Here is a 16555-nt window from a genome sequence, read left to right as displayed (position 1 = left end):
CCACTAAAAGTCCCAGTTCAGAGGCTTTTTTGGCTGTTCGCTGAGGGCGGATATCTCACGATCTCTAGACGTCTTGATCATTAGGCTGCTTTGCCCTCACTGAAACCGAGTAGAGAAGTGAGGTGGTCCGAGGCGACGCGGAGGTCCGCGTGGCTCGGGTGGACGTACACCCGCTTGGTGAAGGTGGCGTTGGCATGCCCGGCCCATGCGGCGAGGACGAAGTCCGGCACGCCGTTGACGGCAAGAAACCTGAGGCACGAGTGGCGCGCGTCGTAGAGCCGGACCTTCCGCAGCTCCAGCTTCCGCTGCAGGGAGTACGCGGCCTCACGCAGGTGGCGAGTCGTGAGCGGCTGGCCGAAGTGGTCGACGAACATATAGCCAGAGCGCTGATAGAGCGCGCCCATCGACATCTGCTCTACCTCTTGCATCACCTGAAAGGCGAGCATCGCCTGCTTCACCGGCAGTGGCAGCGGCAGTGTGTGTTCGCCCGCCTCGGTTCTGGTGTCCTTCTTCAGCACCCGGGCGTTGCCGATCACCGTCCTGGTGTTGGAGATGACCAGTGTTTCGGCGTCGAAGTCGATGTCCTCCCAGCGCAGACCCGGCAACTCAGCGGGACGCAGGCCCATGAGGCTGAGTGTCAGCGGGGCAAACAGGCGTTCGTCCTTGATGCCGAGAAGGAAGTCCTTGACCTGGGCGACGTCGGCATGCACCAATTTCCGTACGACGGCCCGACCGAGGGCCTCTTTCAGGCGACTGAGCACCCCTTGGGCCGTCGAGGGGCGCAGCCCTGTGCCGGCTTGGCCGCCACGTCTGCGGGCGCCGACGAGTAGCCAGGCGACCATGAACTCGACGTGTTCCTCCGTCAGTTCCTGCAGGCGCATATAGCCGAGGTAGGAATGCACGTGAACCAAAGCGTTCTTGTACCCCTGGGCCGTGCTCTCCTCCAGGTCCTTGGCCTACTTGCCCAGCCAGATGTCGAGCCACTCGGACACCGTGATCTTGCTCGGCACGAACATGCCCGTCGCCCGCTGATTGCGGATGCGGGCGATCTCGTTACGCACCTCTGTGGCAGTGTCCATCGTGACGGTGCGCTGCTTGCGCTTGCCTTGGGCGTCATGGCCCATGTCGACGACGGCGCGGTAAGGGACCTTGCCGCTCTGCAACGTGACCTTCTTGATCTGTGGCATGTACCCCCCTTAACCTCAATACCGGTAACTTAGGGCGCTTTGGTCCGCTTGACCCGTTTGGGTTTGGTGGCGTTGACGATGGTGAGAGTCGGGATAGCTGGACGGTCCGTAACACGGTGGGCGGCGCGTTTGAGGGGCCAGGCGAGGACTTTGCGTTTGATGACGCGGGGGTTGGATCTGCGGCGTCGCGGTGGCAGGAGACGCTCGATGAGTTCAGCGTGGGTCGCTTTGACCGCGCGGGTGAGTCTGCCGGGGGAAAATGCCGCCTGGTCGGTGACCTGGCGGCGCACGACGCGCACTGAACGGATGAAGGAGATGCGGTCGGGATCCTGACCGGCTTGGTTCGCGGCCTGGTGCATCAGGTGCCGGATAGCGTGGTGGACGAGCAGGAAGCCGTAAAGTTCCTGCTCGGCTCCGTCAGGGTGTTGTGAACGCAGCACCAGGTGCGACCCGCCGAGGTGGGTCTTGATCTCATCGAGGGTGGACTCGAACTCCCATCGCTGGGCGTAAAGGGCTGCCAGTTCCGCGGCTGGGGCCATGGACGGGTCGAGGATGGTGGTGAGGAGCCGGTAGACACCCTCGTGGCCGGCGATGGTGTACTCCACCGCGCGCACCCGCACCCCACGACGAGTGTGGTGGATGTCGCTCCGATCGAAAATTTCGGTGAGGTAGGAGCCGTCCGGCAGTTGCTCCACCACCGGCAGCACCAGGTCCTTGCGCACGCGCCACAACAGGTCCGCCCCGGTGGCTGCCGCTTTGCACCACAGGTCCACGCCGTAGAAACCGCGGTCGGCCAGGAGCAGCATCCCCGGCCGCAGGGACCCCAGCACCGCCCGGGCCAGTGTCTGCTCTCCGGCGCGCAGACCTCCGACCGCAGCGTCGAAAACGACGTGGGTGCCGCATTCCACCAGGCCGACCATGCGCAACTGCGGGCGGCCGACCTCAAGTTCGCCCCGCCCGGAGCGGGGCGGGCGGCCGAACGCTTCCATGTTCGCTTTCGTGTCCGGCAGGTCAAACGTGGTGCCGTCGATCGCGGTCAGCCGCCAGACGCCGTAGAAGGCGCCCTGCGTGTCGGGTGTGGCGACCGGACAGCACACGCGCGCGAACAGCCGCCGCAGAGGCGCCACACCCAGCCGGGACCTGGCTTTCCAGATCGCAGCCGTACTCGGCACCACCCACGTCCCACGCCAACGCCGCTCGTCCTGCAGACCAGCTGTCAGCAGCCGGGCGACTTCCTCATAGCTCTGCCCGGAGAACAAACACATCGCCAGCACGAAATAGACCACCAACCGGGCCGGCAGCAACCGGTTCCGCAGTTGCATCCGGCCCGTCTCCACCAGTACCTCGTCCACCAGCGACCGAGGAAACGCCTGCGTCAGCACTCCGACCGCAACTCGGTCCGACAACCGCTCACCAGATGACTTCAGTTGGCCCGCTCTTGGCATACCAACAACAACGAGCAGAATCTCTGTAAGTTACCGGTATTGCCCTTAACCTCGGGCTTTCACGAGGTGGGTTGTCCGATGCTTGATCAAATAAGCGGAGAGTGCTCCTGACCTGCAACGATGGGACTTGTCTAGGGTCCTTTTGGCTGCACGGGAAGAAGCACTCTCCAGGTGAGTAAGCGTATCGGGTTGTACCCGCGTGTCCGCGTCGAGGGCGGTGGCAGCGGGGCGGTCTCGCAGGCCGGGGCGGTGCTGCTGGTCGAGACGGTCCGCAAGTTGGGCCTGGACACCGCGATATCGACGGCGTTGGCGCCGTGGCGCAAGCCGCGGGCGGTGCACGATCCGGGCAAGGTCTTGCTGGATGTCGCGCTCGCGACGGCTCTGGGCGGGGACTGCCATCCCGGCGCACAGTTGCGGTTCACCGACCTCGACGGACTACGGCTCACCTGCTTCGCAACCAACACCAAAGGCGGACAGCTCGCCGACCTCGAACTGCGTCACCGCCGCCGGGCACGCTGCGAGGACCGCATCCGAAACGCCCGCGACACCGGCCTGCGCAACCTGCCTCTGCACGACACCGCACAGAACCAGATCTGGCTGGAGATCGTCTCCCTCGCACTCGACCTCCTCGCCTGGATGCCGATGCTCGCCCTGACCACAGAAACGCGCCGCTGGGAACCCAAGAGGCTCCGCCTGAGGCTGTTCTCCGCCGCCGCCCACCTCGTCACCACCGGCCGCCGCCGCTGGCTCCGCTTCACCACACGATGGCCCTGGACCAACGAAGTCATCCAGGCAATCGACCGGCTCAATGCCCTGCCGAGCCCCGGCTGACCAGCCACACCGGCCGCCCCAACGATCCGCATCACCGCACCGGAAAGTGGAACCCGGCGCCCACCCGACGCGACAGCCGGGCCGCCAACCTGCCCCAACCCCGAAAAGACCGCACCTCGCAAGCACGAAGCTCCCGTCAGCGAACCGACGAGGACTCATGAACGATCGAGGCTAACGACCCGGCCTTGGGGGAACTTCCATCAACCACCTACATGGCCAACCTCCAAGTTCTGCTGGGCGGCAAAACATATGTCAACTCACATGCCGCCCTCTCACGTCGTCATCCGCCACGATCCACAGCCGGATCGAAGGACCAAGCGCCCTTACCACGTGACCACCTGCAGGCCCTCCATTACATTTCCAAACTGCAGTCTCACGGAAATAATCCACGTGCAGACCGAAGGAGTGGCGGCCACAGACGGGCCAGACCGTGACATAATAATCCATAACAAATTCCTGCACCCCTTCCGCCATGACACCCAGGACTTCTGCCCAGTTCGGCGTCGAGACTTCTGCAGACTTGAAGCGAACCACACCGACCGGCCCAAATTCCGGGTCGCGAAAATAATTGACGTAACAAAACTCCTCCCCGGCAACCCTTTTCTCTGTTTCATCAAATACCGATTTTTGGATCACCTCGAAGGCTGATCTCGCCATGGAGAAGGTTCGCGTGGTCCAGAGTTCGCAGAATTCATCTCCGGAAATTTCCCCGAATTCATCATGCACCTCGGACATCCACGCCAGCACCTCCTCCGACATGGACTCCCCTTGTCGCCAGACGGCTTGCAGCATCCTGTTCCGCCAGTCCAGAAAGTTCGACACTCTCGCCAGCCTTCCGATTGGATTCACCTGTTGAAAGTTCGCCCCAGAAAATAGCATATCGCCGGAAGGATCCCTTCCGGCGATATGCTATTTCACGTAATCACCTGAATCGAACTGAAGATCCTCAGGTGAACAGTGCGTAAATGCTCAGCCTCGGGTTCTTCACACAAATGTTCTGGACAGTGACGGTGCCAGACCATTCAACATTGTCCGTCCAGTCGAACCATCTCGTGAACCCGAGGACGCTGTACTTTCCTCGCTCCGCCTCCGTCCTGCTTCTCCCGTTCGGAACCCCCAGGAGGTGTGGAAGAAGTAATCCCCTGCCTCCGCGTGGCCGTAGCTCTGATTTGTCACAATTCGCTTCCCTGGAATGGTGATGCTGAACACCAATTTCACGGAGCCGTACTTCTTCCATATGCTCTTCAGCTTCAGGCGCCAGGTGAGACTGCACTTGGAATGCCCGGTGCAGGATCGCCTGAGATATAGCGTGTAGTTTTTTTGTCGCCTTTTGCTGATCGCGATAGTTCAGTCGACTCCCGCTGGTATCCAGTTGCGTGATCGGATCGGCGGGGTAGACGTAGGCGTCGGCGTTGCCGCCGTAGACCGGGTCGGCCTGGAGGAAGCGGCCGGTGGTCGGATCGTAGACGCGGACACCCATCAGGGTGTATCCAGCCAGGCCGTCGGTGGCGCGCTGGTAGGCGCCCAGGGATCCGTACTCCGCTGCGGCGGCAGTGGCGTCCAGCGGGTTGCCGTACTCGTCGTAACGGTGGACTCTGGCGGTGGTGGTCTCCAGTTCCAGCTGGACGGACATGGTCGTCGCCATGGGCGAGGCGGCAACGACGCTCGCTTCGACAAGAAGATCCAGGACTGCGTTGTCAGCGGATGTCCCTCCGAAGCCTCGATGAAGGCGGACATCAACGCAGCCGTGAATGAGACCAGAACGGCGTTGGAGCAGATCCACGACCGGGCGTCGAAGGCGACGATCTCGACGCTGGTGAGCGCGTCTCAGCGTGTCATCCTGAACGACATGGCCCAGTACTTCGAGGACAAGCAACGCGAGTTGGCGAACTCCATGAGTGCGGACGGCGTGCGATACCGGTCTCCGCAATCGGCGTTCGAGGGGAAGCGCATCTGCGACCCGACGGAAGGTATCAACGGGGTCGTGGCCGGACCGTACGGTGACGGCGACTTCCACCACGGCGACGACGCCACGCAGCTCTGCTGGTGGTTCTGGGGAGACACCTGCCTTAGTCACGAGAGCTACCATCCGAACAAGACCGGCACGACCGCCTACGCGCAGGCGTTCATGACGCTCGGTCCCGCTGCGCTCAAGCAAGAGGACCAGTGAGCCCGGGTCCCTCCCATGTCGGTGCTCCGTCGCGGTCCGGCCGCGACGGAGCACCAGCCCGTGGCTGCCTGGTCGCCCTCATGGCGCCCATGGTCGTGGTGGTGCTCATCGCAGCGACGCTCTTGGTCCTGGCCAACCGCCAGGACCGCGCCAACGAGCGCAATGAGCAACAAGCGCTGCGCCGGGTGGCGAGCCAGGCCCGGTCGTACGCGGGCGACATGCTGGACGAAGCGAAAGACCACCATCCGAGCGAGGTGCGGACGCGCGGTATCGCGCAACAGCATGATGGCACGCTCCTCTCCTACACACCGTCGGACGATTCACTGACCACCATCGTCCAGTTCTTCGAGACATACGAGGAGACCAGCATGTTCGGCTCCTCGTACTCTCGGACCTACCGCTGCTACTCCTTCCTGTTCCAGGCGGATACCGAGGGCGGAACGCAGAAGGGGATGACTCCACTTCAGAAATGCCCTGTCGCCTGATCAGGCGTGACCAAGGGCAGGGGCCCGCGCCGTGACCGGCTGCTGCCTGAGCTTGACCCTGAAGCTCCTATAGATCGTCAAGTCGCTGGGGACGTCGATCGTGCGCTGCTGAATGTGCTCGTGACGTGGTGGTAGACCTCTCGCGCGACGAAGCGCTTGAGGCATCTGAAGGTGTCCTTCGTCTTGAGCCCTTCGAGAGTGCGTCGTGCGACGTAGTCACGTGTGCGTGGGGCGTGGCGCATGCGGACCAGCACGATTGTGTGCAGCGCTCGGTTGGCCTGGCGGTCACCGCCACGGTTGAGTCGATGGCGGTCAGTGCGCCCGGAAGAGGCTGGCTCAGGTGCGGCAGCGCACAGGTGGGCGAAGGATGCCTCCGAGACGAGCCTGTCGGGGGTTGTCCCCGGCGGTGACCAGCAATTGCCCGGCGGTCTCGGTCCCAACGCCTGGCAGCGCGAGCAGGCCGGGGGCAGTGCGGGCGATCAGAACGTGCAGATCGGCGTCCGCGTCTGCTATCTCTTCGCTCAGGTGCCGGTAGCGCTTGGCCAAAGGTGCCGGCCGATGGTGTCGATGACGGCGGCCTGGTGGAAGTCAGGGTGGTGTCGATCCCGCCGATCACCTCGATGGGCTGTGCCATGGTGGCCGGGTTGTTCCTTCCGCGCGCAGGGAATGGGCTCGCGCGCACCGGCCCGGCGGACGGACACGACTGTGATGAGACTTTCCTGGACCAGCACAAAATCCACCGGCCGAAGTCCTGGAGAAGCAGCGGTGGTTGACACCGCTGATTCCAAGATCTCCGACAGAGTCAAGCTGAGACCCGCCAAGATCCAGGGCTACCAGAAAACTCTTGGTCTCGCCTCGTCTCACACATCTCTCACAAACGAGAGCGCACGGGAGCACGCGAGAGCCTCTGACCTGGATAATCGCTGTCGCTACGGACCACGGCGGACCAGGTGGACATTACATAGGCTAGGGAGCATGGCCTACGAGATTCCGGTGACGCAAGCCCGAGCTGAGCTCGCCGAACTGATCAACCGCGTCGTCTACGGCGGCGAGCGAGTGGTCGTGACGCGGCACGGCAAGCCCCTCGTGGCGCTCGTTTCGGCCGCTGACCTGGAGCGACTCGAAAACGGAGGGGTGGCGGACGAGGAGCAGGTGATCAGCTCGGTCTCCTCGATCGGCTCCTCCGTGTCCGCTCCCGGCGAACGGAGGCGTTTCGGCATCGCGGCGGAACACCGGGGGCATTCCGAGCCCGGCGCCTGAGTGCGGCGTCCGGGCCTGACGCCTGAGCGCGCAGCCTGGGCTCGGCGCCTGAGGGTGCCGCCGACGACCCGCGACCTGGAATGCCGCAGCGCCCCCGGCCGTGGCGGGGCTTCGGGGGCGCTGCGGCATGCCTGAACGGGGGCCGGGCTGCCAGGGTGGCTCCGGGGCACCGGCCCCCGATGTGCCGCTCGGCCGGATGCTGCGTGGGCTGTTCGCGGGCGGGGTGTGTGGTGCGGCCGCCCACGGTCTGCGTCTCAACGTCGCCGCCGGAACGGCCGTGCGCTTCGAACCCGGCATACCCGTCGACGTCGAACTCGTCCCCCTCGCCGGACGGCGCATCGTCCCCGGTCTGCCGACCCGGGCCGGAAACGGCCCGTACGCCCGGGTCACCGTCGTCGGAGTCATGAGCGCACCGCTCTACGGCGACCGGCTCGCCGTAGAGGCGTGGGTCGGGGACGGCGCCCGGCTCACCGTCGGCTCGGTGGCGGCGACCATCGCCCTGCCGGGGCCGGGGCCGGGGCCGAACCCGCCACGTATGACATCGAGTTGAGCGTGGGGGAGCGGGCCGGGCTCTGCCGGCCGCCGGAGCAACTCGTCTCGGCGCACAGCAGTGCCCTGCGCATGACCACGCGCGTCGAACTCGCCCCCACCGCAAGGCTGGTGCTGCGCGAGGAGCAGATCCTCGGCCGGCACGGCGAGAGGACCGGCACCCTCACCAGTCGCCTCACCGTGCGTCGCGCCGGCCGTCCGTTGATCGACCAGCAGGTCGCGTACGGGCCGGGAGCACCCCAAGGACGGGACGGCGCGGCCGTACTGGGCGGCCATCGAGTCGTCGGTCAACTCCTCGTCGTAGACCCGGCGTTCAACGAGAAATGTCCCGAAGCGCGCCTGCTGGGACCAACGGCAGTCCTCACCCCGCTCGCCGGTCCGGGTGTGCTGGTGACCGCGGTCGCCCCCGACGCTCGCCTGCTGCGCAGGGCCCTGGACGAGGCTCTGAACGACGTACTCCACACCTCGGCAGGCTGAACTCCGCTCAGCGGGACACGGATGTCCGGTTATCGATTCGGTAAAGAAGTGGGTGTGCGGCCTGTTCTCAGGAACCTCACAGACGACAGGATCCGCGGGAGGTCCCGAATGAAACGCGCCGCCACCGGTGGCGCTTCACATATGGGGGAGGCTCCACTTGAGACGCACAGCAGTGCTCGGCTCGGCCGGCGCTCTGATCGCGGGCACGCTCATCGCGGGCGCGATATCCGCCCCGGCGGCCACCGCCGAAAGCCGTCACCACCAAGGTTCCGAGGCGTATGGTGTCGAGCTCGCCGCGGCCCGGGCAGCCAGCTCCGGCATCGACTGGAAGGACTGTCCGGCCGACTGGGCCCTGGCCAAGCCGATCCAGTGCGGCTGGGTGACCGTGCCGCTCGACTACGCCAGGCCCGACGGCAAGCAGATCAAGCTCGCCGTCGACCGGCACGTCGGCACCGGCACCAAGGACGAGCGACAGGGCGCCCTGCTCTACAACCCGGGCGGCCCCGGCGGTTCGGGGCTGCGGTTCCCGACCCGGATCACCAACAAGAACCCCCTCTGGGCGAACACGGCGAAGGCCTACGACTTCGTGGGCTTCGACCCGCGGGGCGTCGGCCACTCCGCGCCGATCTCGTGCGTCGACCCCCAGGAGTACGTCAAGGCCCCGAAGGCCGACCCCGTACCCGACTCCGAAGCCGACAAGCGTGCCCAGCGCAAGCTCGCAGCCGAGTACGCGGACGGCTGCGCCGAACGCAGCGGCGACATGCTGCCGCACATGACCACGCCGAACACCGCACGCGACCTGGACGTCATCCGCGCCGCGCTCGGTGAGAAGAAGCTCAACTACCTGGGCGTCTCCTACGGCACCTACCTCGGCGCGGTCTACGGCACACTCTTCCCGACCCACGTCCGCCGCATGGTCGTCGACAGTGTCGTCGACCCGTCGAAGGACAACATCTGGTACCAGGCCAACCTCAATCAGGACATCGCCTTCCAGAAGCGCTGGGACGACTGGAAGGCATGGGTCGCCAAGAACGACTCCGCCTTCCACATCGGCAACACCCCCGAGAAGGTCGAGCAGGCGTGGCTGAAGCTGCGCGCCAGTGCCAAGAAGAAGCCGATCGGTGGCGTCGTCGGCCCCGCCGAACTCATCGGCTTCTTCCAGAACGCGCCGTACTACGACTCCACCTGGGCACTCGTCGCCCAGACCTGGAGCGACTACCTGGGTGGCGACACCCAGGCCCTGGTCGACGCGGCGGCCCCGGACATGTCGGACACCGCGGGGAACATCTCCTCGGAGAACGGCAACGCCGTGTACACGGCCGTCGAGTGCACTGACGCCAAATGGCCCACCAGCTGGCAGAAGTGGGACCACGACAACACCCGGCTGCACAAGGACTACCCGTTCATGACCTGGGCCAACGCCTGGATGAACCTGCCCTGTGCGACATGGTCGGCCAAGCAGCAGAACCCGGTGAACGTCAAGACCGGCAAGGGCCTGCCCCCGGTGCTGATCGTGCAGTCCACGCGTGACGCCGCCACCCCGTACCAGGGCGCCGTCGAACTGCACAAGCGCTTCAAGGGCTCGCGCCTCATCACGGAACGGGACGCCGGTTCGCACGGTGTCACCGGTCTGGTCAACCCCTGCATCAACGAGCGGGTGGACGCCTACCTGCTCACGGGCAGCACCGACCGCGACGACGTGACGTGCGCCCCGCACGCCACCCCCAAGCCGTAACGGTCACATCCAGCGCTCCCGAGTAACGGGAACGGGCGGACCCGGATCCACCGGCCGCCCGTTCTCGCGTTACCGGATCCGTCTCATGCCTGCCGGTCGTACGTCTCCAGCCAGGCGTCCTCCGCCGCGTAGTCGAAGAGCTTTCTCCCGTACGACCGCAGCATGGCGGGGTAGGCCTCCGTCCAGTCCCTGCCCGCCAGTTGCGCGGCGATCCACTCGACCGTCTCCGGAAGCGACTGAGCGTAGCCCGTCACCGGCCGGTACCCGAGCTCCCGCTCGGCCGCCGTCATGTCGTAGACGACGGGATGGGGGCAGCTCCACGGCGTCTCCCCGACGCCGTCCTCCCCTGGCGCGCCCGCCATCAGCACGGTCTCGGTGCTCCGGCCGAGCACCGCGTCGACGGCCGCGCCGATCTCCGCGACCGTCGGCGCCTGTGGATCCCCGGCATTGAGCACCCGCGAACCCGGCCGCCCGGCGGCGAGCCGGATCAGCTCGGCCAGGTTGGTGGAATGAACCGGATGGAAACGCGACGTACCGCCGTACGCGAGCACCCGTCGCTCCCGGCCGTCCAGGAGCCTCTTCACGAAATACAGCTCGCGCGGGGAGCGGCAGTACGGCCCATGAATCGCCCCCGCGCGCAACAGTGTCACCGGCAGCGCGTCCCCCGCCGCCAGCAGATCCTGCTCCAGCTGGACCTTCCGGGTCCCGTAGGTGGCGTCACCGGCCGGAACCGTGCGCCGGGTCTCCGGGATCGGCACGGGGTACCGGGGAAATCCATCGGGCTCGTCCTGCGTATCGAAGCTGCGCCCACGATCGTCCTCGTACACCGCACCGCTGGAGATGACCACCGCCGAACCGATCCGGCCCGCGAGGCCGGTCAGCTGCCGGGCGTGGCCCGCCCCGTACGCCACCATGTCGACCAGTACGTCACAGCCGTCGCCCAGCGCGGCCGCGAGCGCCCCGTCCTCGTCCCGGTCGAGAGCCGTCGTGCGCACCGCGTCGTCCCATCGCGCGTCCCGGCCGCCGCCGCGGGAAGCGGCCGTCACCTCCCAGCCGTCCTCGACGAGCGCCTGCACGGCCGCTCGCCCGATCTGTCCCGTCGCTCCCAGAACCCATGCGTTTCCCTTGGTCATGAGAGGCACGCTAGGCGGGGACCGCGACCCGGACGAGAGGAGTTCACCCTGCGCGGATCCGCCGTCAGCGTCGCAGTTTCGGGAACTTCTTCGACGGCCCGGTCTGCCTGGTCTGCTCGGCCTGCGCGGCCTTCACCTTGGCCGCGTACTCGTCGACGTACTCCTGGCCGGAGAGGGTGAGGATGGCGTACATGATCTCGTCGGTGACGGCCCGGATCGCCGCCTTCTGGTTCTCCAGACCGGCATAGCGGGAGAAGTCCAGCGGCTCGCCGAAGCGGATGGTGACCCGCTTGATGCGCGGCACGACCTGTCCCGGCGGCTGGATCTCGAACGTGCCGACCATCGCGCACGGCACCACCGGCACCTGCGCCCTGATCGCCATCACGGCCACACCGACCTTGCCCTTGTAGAGCCGGCCGTCGTGCGAACGGGTGCCCTCCGGATAGATCCCCAGCAGCTCGCCCCTGCCCAGCACCCCGAGCCCTTCGCGGATCGCCGCCTGCCCCGCGTCCTTGCCGGACCGGTCCACCGGAATCTGACCGATGCTGTGGAAGAAGGCCGCGGTCAGCCGCCCCTTCACTCCCGGCCCGGTGAAGTACTCCGCCTTGGCGAGGAACGTGATGCGCCGTTTGAGGATCGCGGGCATCAGGAAATGGTCGGAGAACGACAGATGGTTACCGGCGACGATGGCCGCGCCGTGCTCCGGGATGTGCTCCGGACCCTCGATCCTGGGACGGAAGAACAGCCGGAGAAGCGGCCCGATAATGGCGTATTTGAGCACGTAGTAGAACACGGGACGGCTCCCAGCTCGGTCGGATCGGCTCCAGGGCTGCATTCCGCGAGGTCGGCGGACACATCAGGGGAGGACAGCCTAGGTGCAGCCGTCGTCTTGTGTACCGGTCTGCGGACGGGTCGGAGCTGACGCTCAATGGTGCCCTGTTCTTTGCCCGGGAGGGCTTCGTCCTGGCGGCCGGTGCCGGCTGCGGACCACTGCAGGAGGAGTCGGAGCGCCTCGTGGGAGGACGAGCCGGGTTCCGTGGCGCAGGTGATGAGCTGTTGGCCGGGGTGGGTGTCGACGGAGAACTGCTGGACGTCGAGCGTGAGGGCGCCGACGAGGGCGGACACAGGTCGTGGTGAGTTGCCGTGGACCGCGCACCTGGTGGCCGGCCCACCACGCACGGAATCCCGGTTGCGGGCGCCGAGCTCGCCGGCCGGTGCGGTCAGCGCGGGGCCGTGAGGCGTACGGCCGGCCTCCATGCGCAGCACGGCGACGCATTTCGCGCGCGGCGCGGGGCCGGATGCCGGCGCGCTCGGCGCGGCCGAGATCCAGGCGAGTTGACCGACGTGACTGATCTCGACCCGCCCCGGCAGGCGTTCACCTCCCGGCTTCCTCGCTGGTTTCCACAGCCACGTGAAAACCGGCGAGGAGCGGGAGAAGTGCCGACGGAGTTCCGGGCTTTCGTCAGTCCCGCGAGTTGCCGAAGAGCAGGCGGTAGCCGATGAGCAGGACGAGGGAGCCGCCGATCGCCGCGCCCCATGTGGTCAGGTCGAAGAAGTCGTTCTCCACGGGACGGTCGAGAAAGTGCGCCGAGAGCCAGCCGCCGACGAAGGCGCCGGCGATGCCGATGAGAGTGGTACCGATCAGGCCACCGGGGTCGCGCCCGGGGAGCAGGACCTTGGCGATGACTCCGGCGACGAGCCCGAGGATGATCCAGCTGATGATGCCCACGTTCGTTGTTTCCTTTCTCGGATCGCACCGGGCGGAGGCTCCTCCGGCCGACAGCGATGCATTGCGCGGTTGCGCAACCGTACAGATAAGGGTGAAGACGCGGCGCGGGCGGTGCTGGTTGCGCCGGAACCTCTGGCGGCCGGTGGGCATGGACGGGCTCATCGGCGGGCGGCCGACGTCGTTCGGGGTTCTGGACTGCGGTCTAGACTGGGAAGGTTCGCAAGCGACCCCGGGACATGGGAGGGACGACGGTGACGACAGGCGCCGACAGCTTCGAGGACCCGCCTGCCGAGGTACTCGCGGCGGCGGCCTCGGCCTTCGGGCTGCTGGCGTCCTCGGCGCGGCTGCACATCATGTGGACGCTGGCCCGGGGCGAGAGTGATGTGAGCGGACTCGCGGAGCGAGTGGGCGGCGCGCTGCCCGCCGTCAGCCAGCACCTGACGAAGCTGAAGCTCGCCGGTCTCGTGCGCTCCCGTCGCGAGGGCCGACGGATGGTCTACTTCGTGGACGACCCCGATACCGTGACCGTGGTGCGGCTGATGGTCGGCCAGTTGACCGCGCGCGCCGATGCTGCGTCCGCACCGGTGCGCGCGCTCCGCGGGACCGGCGCCTGAGACCACTGAGGGGCCGCGAAGGCGGCTTCCGCTCAGCCGTAGGAGAGGTCGGCGCAGAGGTCGTCGTCGGCGGAGCGGGCACCGTCAGCCACTTCGGCGGGTACGGAGGCCGGCTCGGCGGAGGCGGTGGCTGCGGGGTTGTCCGCGTAGTCCCGGCCGAGGATCACATCGATACCTGTTGTGGCAGCCGCCCGGAGTTCCGCGTCGGGGAAGAGGCGGGCGACCGTCTTCGCCCGGTCCTCCTGCCCCGGTCCGTACTCGATCACTGTGGTGCTGTGGTCCTGACTTCCGGCCGTGGCGGTGCCGGTGACGGTGAAGCCGTGGTCCTTGAGGGTCAGCGCCGCGTCGGCGGCGAGTCCGGTGACGGTGGTGCCGTTGTAGACGGCGACACCGATGCCGTCCCCGGAGAACGCTTCATCGGCAGCTGCCGAGGGGGCGGCCGAGGCCGTCTCGTTGGGGGCTTTGCTGCCGGCTTCCTTGCTGCTGGCATCCGTGCCGTCGATGGTCCGGTCGACTTTCAGCGCCGCCCACAGGGCGTGGGCGTCCGGTTCGACGATGGCGACCCGTGCCCCCTGGTACCGCCAGGGAACGGTCACGAACTTGGTGTTGTGCAGGTCGATGTCCTTCATCGTCATCGCGAAGGACAACAGCTTGTCGGCTGATCCCAGGCCGGGGTCGACGGTCATGGACCGGGTCGCGGCGTCCGCGAGCGGCAGGAGCTTGGTGGGGGTGAGACCGTCGCTCTTCACTTTCTTGATCAGGCTTGCGACGAAGGCTTGTTGGCGTTTGATGCGGCCTATGTCGGAGCCGTCGCCGATGCCGTGCCGAATGCGCACGTAGTCCAGTGCCTGCTGCCCCGTGACCTTCTGCTTGCCCTTGGCGAAGAGGAGCTTGCCGCGCGTGGTGCGGTTGGGATTGAGATCCCGCTGGTAGATGTCCTGCGGCAGACACACCTCGACGCCACCGACGACCTTGGTCAGTTCCGAGAAGCCCTTGAAGTCGACGACGACGGTGTGGTCGACACGTAGTCCGGTCAGCTTCTCGACGGTGTTCTGGCTGCAGGCCGGGTTGCCCTTGGCGGTCTGGCCCATGGAGTACGCCCCGTTGAACATGGTGTTGGTCTGCGTCTTGGACCAACTCCCGTCCGGGAGCCTGCAGGGCGGGATGTCGACCAGGGTGTCACGCGGGATGGACACGGCGACGGCGTGCTGGTGATCGGCATAGATGTGGAGCAGGAAGGCGGTGTCCGAGCGGCCGACGTCGCTCTTGTCGCCGCCGCCCAGATCACTGTTCCCGCCGGTGCGCGCGTCCGAGCCGATGACCAGAACGTTCTCCCCCTTCGAGGCGGCGGCATCCGGCCGGTCGTCGGATATACCGTCCGAGCTGAAGGTTTCGATGTTGCCGCCCAGCCGGAGGTAGATCCACCCCGCTCCTGCTGTCGCCAGCACGAGCAGGGACAGAGCCGTCACCAGCACGAGTCGCGCCCGGCTGCGCTTGCGCCGCCGGGCGCGTACGGCGGATCGAGCGTCGTCGTGACGCGGAGACGCCATCTGTCGGCGGGTGCCTGCCATGTGTACGCGCCTCATCCGTCCGGTTGATACAGAGGGACGACTCGCCCCACCCCAAGGTTGTACAGTTGCGCAATGTAGCAAGCTTTCCAGTGGGGGCCACTCCTGGGTGCGCACCCTGGTCGATGAGGTGAAGGGCAGGGCGGGAAATGTTGCGTAATGGGCTGGAGCCTTGGCATCTGCTGATTGTGGCGATCGTCGTCATCGTGCTGTTCGGGTCGAAGAAACTGCCGGACACCGCGCGAGCCGTGGGGAAGTCGCTCCGCATCCTCAAGAGCGAGACCAAGGCCATGAAGGAGGATGACGCACCGGGTCCCGCCGCCGATCCCGGCCCGTCCGTGCGGGTCGCACCTTCGGTGATCCCGGCCGCGGGCGAGCCGGCTCCGGCCCGCCCGGCCGCGGAAAGCAACGACGCCGCCCGCTGAACCGGGCGAGGCGGCACCATCAGGGGCTGGCGCCATCGAAGCCGTACCTCAGCGGCTCACTCCGCACCCGGGGATCCCGGCGATAGAGGTAGAGGGCCTCCACCCGCATGTCCCCGGGCGAGGAATCCAGTTGGCAGGGGTAGGTGACCTGCAGCACCGCGGGCCGGTTGGTGACCCGCATCCATGCCCCGTCCGCAGGGCCGCCTTCGAGCTTCGCGCGCTCCCAGCCGGTCAAGTCGTTCGCATCCATGTTCATACTTTAATTATTGCGCAAGCTTTAAACTATTGTGAAACGCGTCACTCCGGGGCTCGACCGCGAGCCCTGACGCAACTCGACCATGGGGAGAAGCAGTACACATGGGCGTCAGCCTCGCCAAGGGCCAGAACGTCGTCCTCAACCAGGACGGCACACCACTCGCGGACGTCACGGTCGGATTGGGCTGGGACGCACGGCCGGTCGGCGCCGCCGACTTCGACCTCGACGCGTCCGCGATCATCTGCGGTCCTGAGATGAAGGTGATCTCCGACGAGCACTTCGTCTTCTACAACAACCTCATCAGCCCCGATGGTGCCGTTCGGCACACGGGCGACAACACGACCGGTGAAGGAGACGGGGACGACGAACAGATCCTCGTCGACCTCGACGGGCTGGGCGAAAAAGTGGGGCAGGTCGTCTTCGCGGTCTCCATCCACGACGCGGAACGGCGCGGCCAGAACTTCGGGCAGGTCGACGAAGCCTTCATCCGCGTGGTGGACAACCTCACCGGCCGTGAGATGTGCCGCTACGAGCTCTCCTATGACGCCGCCGGTGAGACCGCGATGGTCTTCGGCGCCCTGTACCGCAGGGGCGGGGAGTGGAAGTTCCGCGCCATCGGCCAAGGCTATGCACAGGGACTGGCGGGTATCGCCACCGACTACGGCGTAGCTGTCGCCTGAGTGGCGCGGTG

General features: G+C 66.5%; 17 protein-coding genes and 5 pseudogenes. 10 read left to right on the top strand and 12 right to left on the bottom strand.

Features of this window, described 5'->3' with window-relative positions; all coding sequences use genetic code 11:
• Positions 1 to 80: 80 nt before the first annotated feature.
• The 3 genes and pseudogenes from OG306_RS05120 to OG306_RS05110 all read right to left on the bottom strand — a co-directional run.
• Positions 81 to 947 carry a site-specific integrase gene (locus tag OG306_RS05120; RefSeq protein ID WP_266752085.1) on the bottom strand — a complete coding sequence of 289 codons (867 nt, stop codon included), beginning with the start codon at positions 945 to 947 and terminating at the stop codon, positions 81 to 83.
• Between the two features lie 9 nt (positions 948 to 956).
• Positions 957 to 1187, bottom strand: coding sequence for a hypothetical protein (locus OG306_RS05115; protein WP_266744838.1), 231 nt, complete (start codon positions 1185 to 1187; stop codon positions 957 to 959).
• A 251-nt stretch (positions 1188 to 1438) separates the two neighbouring features.
• A pseudogene (locus OG306_RS05110) lies at positions 1439 to 2632 on the bottom strand (IS4 family transposase); the annotation flags it as partial.
• Between the two features lie 171 nt (positions 2633 to 2803).
• On the opposite strand from OG306_RS05110, the pseudogene OG306_RS05105 reads away from it, so the two are divergent.
• Positions 2804 to 2971: pseudogene (locus OG306_RS05105) on the top strand (IS1380 family transposase); the annotation flags it as partial.
• A 57-nt stretch (positions 2972 to 3028) separates the two neighbouring features.
• A pseudogene (locus OG306_RS05100) lies at positions 3029 to 3463 on the top strand (transposase); the annotation flags it as partial.
• 252 nt (positions 3464 to 3715) lie between these two features.
• Here OG306_RS05100 and OG306_RS05095 read toward each other — a convergent pair.
• Entirely contained in the window at positions 3716 to 4222 is a 507-nt protein-coding gene (locus tag OG306_RS05095) for a hypothetical protein (RefSeq protein ID WP_266744836.1), read from the bottom strand.
• 187 nt (positions 4223 to 4409) lie between these two features.
• Positions 4410 to 5096: an RHS repeat-associated core domain-containing protein gene (locus tag OG306_RS05090; protein ID WP_266907267.1), complete on the bottom strand. Its 687-nt coding sequence runs from the start codon at positions 5094 to 5096 to the stop codon at positions 4410 to 4412.
• 90 nt (positions 5097 to 5186) lie between these two features.
• Here OG306_RS05090 and OG306_RS05085 point away from each other — a divergent pair, with 90 nt between their 5' ends.
• Entirely contained in the window at positions 5187 to 5633 is a 447-nt protein-coding gene (locus tag OG306_RS05085) for a hypothetical protein (protein ID WP_371665165.1), read from the top strand.
• A gap of 80 nt (positions 5634 to 5713) precedes the next feature.
• Complete coding sequence (locus OG306_RS05080) at positions 5714 to 6118, top strand: hypothetical protein (protein WP_266907271.1); 405 nt, start codon at positions 5714 to 5716, stop codon at positions 6116 to 6118.
• 77 nt (positions 6119 to 6195) lie between these two features.
• Here the strand turns inward: OG306_RS05080 and OG306_RS05075 are convergent.
• Positions 6196 to 6664, bottom strand: a pseudogene (locus OG306_RS05075) (transposase); the annotation flags it as partial.
• A gap of 429 nt (positions 6665 to 7093) precedes the next feature.
• Between OG306_RS05075 and OG306_RS05070 the strand changes: the two are divergent.
• From OG306_RS05070 to OG306_RS05060, 3 genes and pseudogenes are all read left to right on the top strand, one after another.
• Complete coding sequence (locus OG306_RS05070; protein WP_266744831.1) at positions 7094 to 7378, top strand: type II toxin-antitoxin system Phd/YefM family antitoxin; 285 nt, start codon at positions 7094 to 7096, stop codon at positions 7376 to 7378.
• A gap of 196 nt (positions 7379 to 7574) precedes the next feature.
• Positions 7575 to 8404, top strand: a pseudogene (locus OG306_RS05065) (urease accessory protein UreD).
• 157 nt (positions 8405 to 8561) lie between these two features.
• Positions 8562 to 10139: an alpha/beta hydrolase gene (locus OG306_RS05060; RefSeq protein WP_266744830.1), complete on the top strand. Its 1578-nt coding sequence runs from the start codon at positions 8562 to 8564 to the stop codon at positions 10137 to 10139.
• A gap of 83 nt (positions 10140 to 10222) precedes the next feature.
• Here the strand turns inward: OG306_RS05060 and OG306_RS05055 are convergent, their stop codons facing one another.
• The 4 genes from OG306_RS05055 to OG306_RS05040 form a co-directional block, all read right to left on the bottom strand.
• Entirely contained in the window at positions 10223 to 11272 is a 1050-nt protein-coding gene (locus OG306_RS05055; RefSeq protein ID WP_266744829.1) for an NAD-dependent epimerase/dehydratase family protein, read from the bottom strand.
• A 64-nt stretch (positions 11273 to 11336) separates the two neighbouring features.
• Positions 11337 to 12017 (bottom strand): lysophospholipid acyltransferase family protein, encoded by a 681-nt coding sequence (locus OG306_RS05050; RefSeq protein ID WP_266752084.1) that lies wholly within the window; start codon positions 12015 to 12017, stop codon positions 11337 to 11339.
• A complete protein-coding gene (locus tag OG306_RS05045) occupies positions 11918 to 12529 on the bottom strand; it encodes a hypothetical protein (RefSeq protein WP_371666217.1) in 612 nt (203 codons plus the stop codon). Before OG306_RS05045 ends, OG306_RS05050 begins: the two co-directional genes overlap by 100 nt.
• 205 nt (positions 12530 to 12734) lie before the next feature.
• The gene (locus tag OG306_RS05040) at positions 12735 to 13001 is read right to left on the bottom strand and encodes a GlsB/YeaQ/YmgE family stress response membrane protein (RefSeq protein WP_266744827.1); all 267 of its coding nucleotides are present in this window, start codon (positions 12999 to 13001) and stop codon (positions 12735 to 12737) included.
• Between the two features lie 236 nt (positions 13002 to 13237).
• On the opposite strand from OG306_RS05040, the gene OG306_RS05035 reads away from it, so the two are divergent.
• A complete protein-coding gene (locus tag OG306_RS05035) occupies positions 13238 to 13615 on the top strand; it encodes an ArsR/SmtB family transcription factor (RefSeq protein WP_371665164.1) in 378 nt (125 codons plus the stop codon).
• 32 nt (positions 13616 to 13647) lie between these two features.
• Here OG306_RS05035 and OG306_RS05030 read toward each other — a convergent pair whose 3' ends face one another.
• On the bottom strand, positions 13648 to 15186 hold the full coding sequence (locus tag OG306_RS05030) for an LCP family protein (protein WP_371665163.1): 1539 nt from the start codon (positions 15184 to 15186) through the stop codon (positions 13648 to 13650).
• A 146-nt stretch (positions 15187 to 15332) separates the two neighbouring features.
• Here OG306_RS05030 and tatA point away from each other — a divergent pair, with 146 nt between their 5' ends.
• Positions 15333 to 15608, top strand: a complete 276-nt coding sequence (gene tatA / locus OG306_RS05025) for a Sec-independent protein translocase subunit TatA (protein WP_266744824.1) — start codon at positions 15333 to 15335, stop codon at positions 15606 to 15608.
• Positions 15609 to 15627: 19 nt separating this feature from the next.
• On the opposite strand, the gene OG306_RS05020 is transcribed toward tatA, so the two are convergent.
• Positions 15628 to 15858, bottom strand: coding sequence for a hypothetical protein (locus OG306_RS05020; protein ID WP_266744823.1), 231 nt, complete (start codon positions 15856 to 15858; stop codon positions 15628 to 15630).
• A 107-nt stretch (positions 15859 to 15965) separates the two neighbouring features.
• Here OG306_RS05020 and OG306_RS05015 point away from each other — a divergent pair, with 107 nt between their 5' ends.
• The gene (locus OG306_RS05015) at positions 15966 to 16544 is read left to right on the top strand and encodes a TerD family protein (RefSeq protein WP_266907275.1); all 579 of its coding nucleotides are present in this window, start codon (positions 15966 to 15968) and stop codon (positions 16542 to 16544) included.
• Positions 16545 to 16555 lie beyond the last annotated feature (11 nt).

Source organism: Streptomyces sp. NBC_01241 (assembly GCF_041435435.1).
Classification (GTDB): Bacteria; Actinomycetota; Actinomycetes; order Streptomycetales; family Streptomycetaceae; genus Streptomyces.
This window is presented reverse-complemented; position numbering and strand designations above follow the sequence as displayed.

Excerpts from the sequence above, each read along its gene's own strand:
- OG306_RS05015 (WP_266907275.1), top strand. The coding sequence starts at position 15,966 with ATGGGCGTCAGCCTCGCCAAGGGCCAGAACGTCGTCCTCAACCAGGAC.
- OG306_RS05030 (WP_371665163.1), bottom strand. The coding sequence starts at position 15,186 with ATGGCAGGCACCCGCCGACAGATGGCGTCTCCGCGTCACGACGACGCT.
- OG306_RS05020 (WP_266744823.1), bottom strand. The coding sequence starts at position 15,858 with ATGGATGCGAACGACTTGACCGGCTGGGAGCGCGCGAAGCTCGAAGGC.
- OG306_RS05070 (WP_266744831.1), top strand. The coding sequence starts at position 7,094 with ATGGCCTACGAGATTCCGGTGACGCAAGCCCGAGCTGAGCTCGCCGAA.
- OG306_RS05090 (WP_266907267.1), bottom strand. The coding sequence starts at position 5,096 with ATGTCCGTCCAGCTGGAACTGGAGACCACCACCGCCAGAGTCCACCGT.
- OG306_RS05035 (WP_371665164.1), top strand. The coding sequence starts at position 13,238 with ATGGGAGGGACGACGGTGACGACAGGCGCCGACAGCTTCGAGGACCCG.
- OG306_RS05115 (WP_266744838.1), bottom strand. The coding sequence starts at position 1,187 with ATGCCACAGATCAAGAAGGTCACGTTGCAGAGCGGCAAGGTCCCTTAC.
- OG306_RS05055 (WP_266744829.1), bottom strand. The coding sequence starts at position 11,272 with ATGACCAAGGGAAACGCATGGGTTCTGGGAGCGACGGGACAGATCGGG.
- OG306_RS05045 (WP_371666217.1), bottom strand. The coding sequence starts at position 12,529 with ATGGAGGCCGGCCGTACGCCTCACGGCCCCGCGCTGACCGCACCGGCC.
- OG306_RS05080 (WP_266907271.1), top strand. The coding sequence starts at position 5,714 with ATGGCGCCCATGGTCGTGGTGGTGCTCATCGCAGCGACGCTCTTGGTC.
- tatA (WP_266744824.1), top strand. The coding sequence starts at position 15,333 with ATGTTGCGTAATGGGCTGGAGCCTTGGCATCTGCTGATTGTGGCGATC.
- OG306_RS05095 (WP_266744836.1), bottom strand. The coding sequence starts at position 4,222 with ATGTCGGAGGAGGTGCTGGCGTGGATGTCCGAGGTGCATGATGAATTC.
- OG306_RS05085 (WP_371665165.1), top strand. The coding sequence starts at position 5,187 with ATGAAGGCGGACATCAACGCAGCCGTGAATGAGACCAGAACGGCGTTG.